Source organism: Cellvibrio sp. (genome assembly GCF_053579595.1).
Window position 1 is genome coordinate 1 of sequence record NZ_JBRFPI010000311.1, and the last position, 5568, is coordinate 5568.

The 5568-nt window shown below is 47.8% G+C and carries 4 protein-coding genes; 2 read left to right on the plus strand and 2 right to left on the minus strand.

Annotated elements, in window-relative coordinates:
* Nucleotides 1-345 precede the first annotated feature (345 nt).
* Together ACWA6V_RS16465 and ACWA6V_RS16470 are read left to right on the plus strand one after the other, a co-directional pair.
* Entirely contained in the window at nucleotides 346-1260 is a 915-nt protein-coding gene (locus tag ACWA6V_RS16465; RefSeq protein ID WP_449523510.1) for a trypsin-like serine protease, read from the plus strand.
* 177 nt (nucleotides 1261-1437) lie between these two features.
* Nucleotides 1438-2475 (plus strand): LacI family DNA-binding transcriptional regulator, encoded by a 1038-nt coding sequence (locus ACWA6V_RS16470; RefSeq protein WP_449523511.1) that lies wholly within the window; start codon nucleotides 1438-1440, stop codon nucleotides 2473-2475.
* Between the two features lie 338 nt (nucleotides 2476-2813).
* On the opposite strand, the gene ACWA6V_RS16475 is transcribed toward ACWA6V_RS16470, so the two are convergent.
* Entirely contained in the window at nucleotides 2814-4277 is a 1464-nt protein-coding gene (locus tag ACWA6V_RS16475; protein ID WP_449523512.1) for an MFS transporter, read from the minus strand.
* Nucleotides 4278-4424: 147 nt separating this feature from the next.
* A partial coding sequence (locus tag ACWA6V_RS16480) for a glycoside hydrolase family 15 protein (RefSeq protein WP_449523513.1) occupies nucleotides 4425-5568 on the minus strand: 1144 nt, incomplete at its 5' end.

Below are 5568 nucleotides of genomic sequence, written 5' to 3' on the forward strand. Positions count from 1 at the left end.
GACAGCAATAATAAAATGGCGCAAAATCTGGCTTGGCGTACAGCGTTTCGTCGATTTCTTGGTAACCTGCATAACGAGTTAACCACCCTCAAATATGCCCACATTGCCCAGCAGCCATGAGCTGCCTTCCTTCCCTGTATGTGAAGGGGTGATATCACATCACCCCTACTGTTCGTCGCGTTTTTTATATATAGATGTTCTGGCGGGTGGAGGGAAATTTGTTTTTTAGCATAGCTTGTGCAACTAAATTTAATCGCGTTATATTTTGCGTCCTGATGCGGTTCGGACAATTTTACGGAAGAATCATAAGTTTCAGGCAACATTCAAAGGAATAAGGAATTTATTATGAAAGTAGTTGCAAGTTTGTTAGTGGCCGCGTTGAGCGTGCCTGCCTCTGCGGGGCTTATTCGTCACGATACCCCCGATTCCTGGTATACCGGCTTTGCAGGTGATCCTGCCTTCAGCGGGGTGGGGTTGATTATTGGTGATACAGCTGATTCGCCATACTCCTGCAGCGGGACCGTAATCAATAAAAATTGGGTGCTCACCGCCGGCCACTGTGTTAATCAAGCGCAGGCCATGTCCTTCTATTTGCAAGATGATACCGGTTGGCGCTTTTACGAAGCCGATTCCTGGGTCGCGCATGAAAGCTATAGCGATGCCAATTTATTCGCCGGTTGGGATATCGGCCTGATGCATTTTGATGCGGATTTTGATGTGGCGCCCGCACAGCTTTATACCGGCAGCAATGAGCGGTTTAATTTATCGGCCAGTGCGGGTTTTGGTTACTCCGGTACAGGTGAGACCGGTATGCAATACATCGATTATCAGCGTCGTGCAGGTACCAACATTGTCGATTATCTTTGGTCAGAAGAAGGCAGCGGTGAGCAAATCCTCTGGTCTGACTTTGATCATCCCACTGACACAACCTATAACGCCTTTGATTTTTTAGGTGTGGATTTTGATGATCTGGCAACGGTGCTGGAAATCATGATTGCACCGGGTGACTCGGGTGGCGGCGTCTTTGTTCAAGAAAATGACCAAACCTATTTGGCTGGAGTGCATTCGTTTATCAGCGACTTTAGCAACAATGGTATGTTTGGTTACGGCGACGTCTATGGCTCAACGCGGGTGAGCGGTTTTATCGATTGGATTAATGACAAGATCGCCGCTCATGAGGTGCCAGAATCCGGTAGTGGCCTGCTTGTTCTGATCGGCCTGCTTGGGTTGTTGGCGCAGCGAATGCGCAAACAAGGCTAAGCACTGCTGCGTTATTGTCTTCTCAAAGCCACTTTCACGAGTGGCTTTTTTATTGCCGGTTTTGGCGTTTTGCCCGCGCTGTACGTAAAAAGGGGGTTGATGTAGTATCACCCCCTATTACAACCAAAGCTAAAACAACAATTACAACAAAAATGGATCACCGCGAGGGTCAACGAGTTGAAAGACGATAAACCCACATCCTTTGATATTGCCTTCCGCGCCGGCGTGTCCCAGTCCACGGTTTCGCGCGCTCTACGCAATAGCCCTTTGGTCAATGAAGAAACCCGTCTAAAGGTTCAGCAAATTGCGCGTGAACTCAATTACAAAGTGGATAAAAACGCAAGCAGCTTGCGCTCTCAACAGACTAAAACGATTGCGCTTTTATTGTGCGAAGATCAGGGCACAGGTACATCATTAATCAATCCTTTTTTTCTGTCGATGCTTGGTAGTATCACTCGCGCGACAGCTAAACGCGGCTTTGATTTATTGATTTCCTTTCAACAATTCAGTGAAGACTGGCATGCTGATTATGAAGATGCCAATCGTGCCGATGGTATTATCTTTTTGGGTTATGGCGATTACGAAACCTTCGTTAAAAAACTAACTTACCTCACAGAAGTGGGTGCGCACTTTATTACCTGGGGACCAGTGCTGGAAGGTCAGCCAGGTGTGTCAATTGGCTGCGATAATTTCAATAGTGCCTACAACGCGGCAAAACATTTGTTATCGCTCGGGCGTAAAAATATCGCCTTCCTCGGCGATGTGTCCGAGCACAGCCCGGAATTTGCTGATCGCTATCACGGCTTCTGCAAAGCGCTAAAAGAGGTGGGCATTGAAGTAAATCCCAAACTGCAAGTTGCTGCCGAAACTTCTGAAGAAGAAGGTTACAAAGCCACGCTGAGTTTACTGCAGCGTCGTTTGCCATTTGATGCCATTTTTGGTGCGAGCGATTTAATTGCAATCGGCGCAATGAAAGCATTGGAAGAGGCAGGAATGCACATCCCGAATGATGTCGCCGTAATGGGGTTTGATGACATCCCGATGGCCTCCTATACCCATCCACCGCTTTCCACCGTGCAACAAGACACACTGCTCGCCGGAGAGTTATTGGTAGAAAATTTGTTGCTGCTGGTTGATGGCGAAAGACCTGAGTCGATGTTGTTGCCAGCGAAGTTAATTGTGCGTGGATCTTGCGGGGCAAAGCCGGTTAAATAAACTGGGGGATGCTGTAGTGAATATCAAATCGCACAGGTGGCATGATTGGCTGTTTGCTATAGCGGTTTTAATTTTTATAAAAATTTTAGTGCATTTTGGTTTTGATAAGTATGACATCTATAGAGTCATATTTTTCTGCGGCATTACTATTTTTGTTACTGGGTTGCTGTACTTTCTAATAAGATTTAAGTTGTCAGAAAAAAGATTCAAGAAAAGTAATGCCAGGGTCGAAGAAGGATTAAAGGAACTCGAACGTATTACAAAAGAATAATTTTTTAGCGTATTGCTTTCTGCAATATAGAACCGTGCATGTTCTATATTGCAGAAAGATTAATTTTTTAATGACTTTGGACTACTAGCTCGTTTTGCTCGTTAGAGTCTTTCACAAAATACACCGAAATCGCGCCGAGAACCATACATACACCGGCGAGTACTAAAATATAAATCGCCTCGTTATTAAATACATATTTCAAAATTTGCCCTGCTACCAAACCCGATACAATTTGCGGTGCGGCAATGGTGAAATTAAAAATTCCCATGTACACGCCAGTTTTATCGGCAGGTAGTGAGCCTGCAAGAATCGCGTAGGGCATGGCGAGAATGGCGGCCCAGGCGATGCCGACGCCGATCATGGGGATTAATAAATCCAGAGCGCCCTGGGGGACATCCACTTCGGTTAACCACAAATTCACATGTACTACTTCGGCGTTTTGGAATAATAAAAAACTCATGTAACCCAAACCACCGGCGAGTAGCGAAAGTGAATAGGTGAGCTTGCGACCGAAACGATTGGCGATGCGTGTCAGCACAATTGAAAAGAGTGCGGCGAATAACGAATAGGCGGCAAAGATAATTCCCACCCAATCGCCAGCGGCGCCTTTTGCGGCGGCAATTTCTGTTGGGATTACATCGAGTGAGTGCAAATAATCGGCATCAAACCATTTGGCTTCTATGCCCCAAATATATTGGGTGATGGCGGGTGTGGTGTAGACCCACATAATAAATAATGAAAACCAGGAGAAGAATTGAACCACGGCAAGTTGACGCATGGTTTTTGGCATATTGATAAATAATTGCCAGAAATTTCCCAAGCGCTGTGCAATCGTTTTTTTTGCTTCAGGAGCCGCCGCCGTTAAACCTTTGTAGCGATTGTAATCGGCGGGAGCATATTCTTTGGTGCGAATCACTGTCCAAAGTACAGTGAGGAATAATGCGCTGGCGCCGATATAAAACGCCCAGGTAACCGTCGGGGCGACTTCGCCTTTGGGGGCAGTATTTTCCAGCCCGATAATATTGGTGAGCACAAACGGCAGTATAGAGCCGATCACCGCGCCGATATTAATCAGCAGTGCCTGAATGGAGTAGCCGAGTGTGCGCTGCTCATTGGGTACCATATCCGCAACCAACGCGCGGAAGGGTTGCATGGTCACGTTAAACGCGCCGTCCATTAACGCCAGCATCAATCCGCCAAATAACATGGGGGTAATAAACGCAACAAAGAGTGATGCGTTGGGCATTAATAGCATCCCGGTTGCGGCGGCAATAGCGCCGCCGAGAATGTAAGGGCGGCGACGGCCAACACGGTTCCAGGTGCGATCCGAGGCGGCGCCGACGATGGGCTGCACCAATAAACCCATAATGGGAGCGGCGAGCCAAAAGAGTGAGAGTGAATGCAAGTCAGCACCGAGATCTGAAAGCACGCGGCTGACGTTGGCGTTTTGCAATGCAAATCCGAGTTGCACCCCTAAGAAGCCGAAACTGACGTTCCAGACTTGCCAGAAGGGAAGGGTTGGTTGTTTCATCGTGTAGCGCCTTTGTTAGTCTTGATATTGTTGTTATTGCTGATATTTATTTTTTTGTTTGGAGATTTTTTTAAACGCAAATCCCGTTTCCAAAAATATTGAAAACGGGATTCTCGTTTTATTGCGCCATAGAGCGTGCGAAATGGATTACTTCACATAGCGCGCTTCTGTGCTTGCATTTCTGTCCCAGACCTTGCCATCGCTGTAGCTGCGCAATAATTTCACGTATTCCGCGTGGGTCCAGGCGAGTGGTGTTGCACCGTTGGTACCTTCGCCGATTTGATAATTATAGGTGGCATTACTGCCGACACCATCCCACACTTGCTCAGGTAACATCATGCCTTGGTTGGCAAACAACTCCATGGCTTTTACATAGGTGTTGCGCAGTTTTTCTATATCGGAGCTGTTTTTGGTTTTTGCCAATTGCAATTCATAGTGACCGCGTTCCCCGGTAAAGATTGGCCATACACGTCCGCGCCCTTGGCTGGAGTTGTTGGCTTCCATATAGCCCAAGCCGGTTGCCGTATCTTCACCGTAGCCATCAATTCCGTAGCGGCGCCAGCCGGGGAAACTGCCTTCAACGCCGGGGAAGGTAAATTCGTATTTGGTGCGCAATAAATCCGGCAGTTTTACGTTGTCATATTCCGGCAAAGTTTCGAGAATTTTTGCATCGTTTGCGGCGCGCACACCATAGCGCACCAATTCCAAAAATCCGCCATCGATTACTTGCGATTCATCGGCAATGACTTGTGCGTTACTGGTACCCAGCGCTGAGTGATCGTTTGGATCTTCATTGGCGTTAATGCGCAAATAATAACTGCCATTACCTTGCTCGCCGGTGAGCGAACCTGCGGTAGTGTAAGTGCGGGCTTCCAGATCGCTGGCATATTTATCGGCGGCGGCGAAATATTTTGCTGCGCCTTCGGTATCTCCTGCCTGTGTTGCTATGTCGCCCGCAGAGACCAGGCCGGCAATGACAGCGGCGATAGTGGAGGGCGAATAACCCTGCTGTTCTTCCCAGCGCTCTTGTTGCGTGTAGGGCGGTTTGATGCTGGTGTCATTCCACATAATTTTGACGGCACCGCCGTTCACCAAAAAATCCGCCGCAGGTTTCAGCATTTTTTGATACCAGCTGGAAATATCTGCATCGCTCAAAATGCCCTCTTTCCACAAACGCCAGCCGAGCATAATGGGCATACCGGTTTGATCGAGTTGCACCCCTACCCATTCCGGTTCGCCATTCACGTGAGTTTTTTGCAAAAACCAACCGGGTGTGCCGCTATAACCGGCA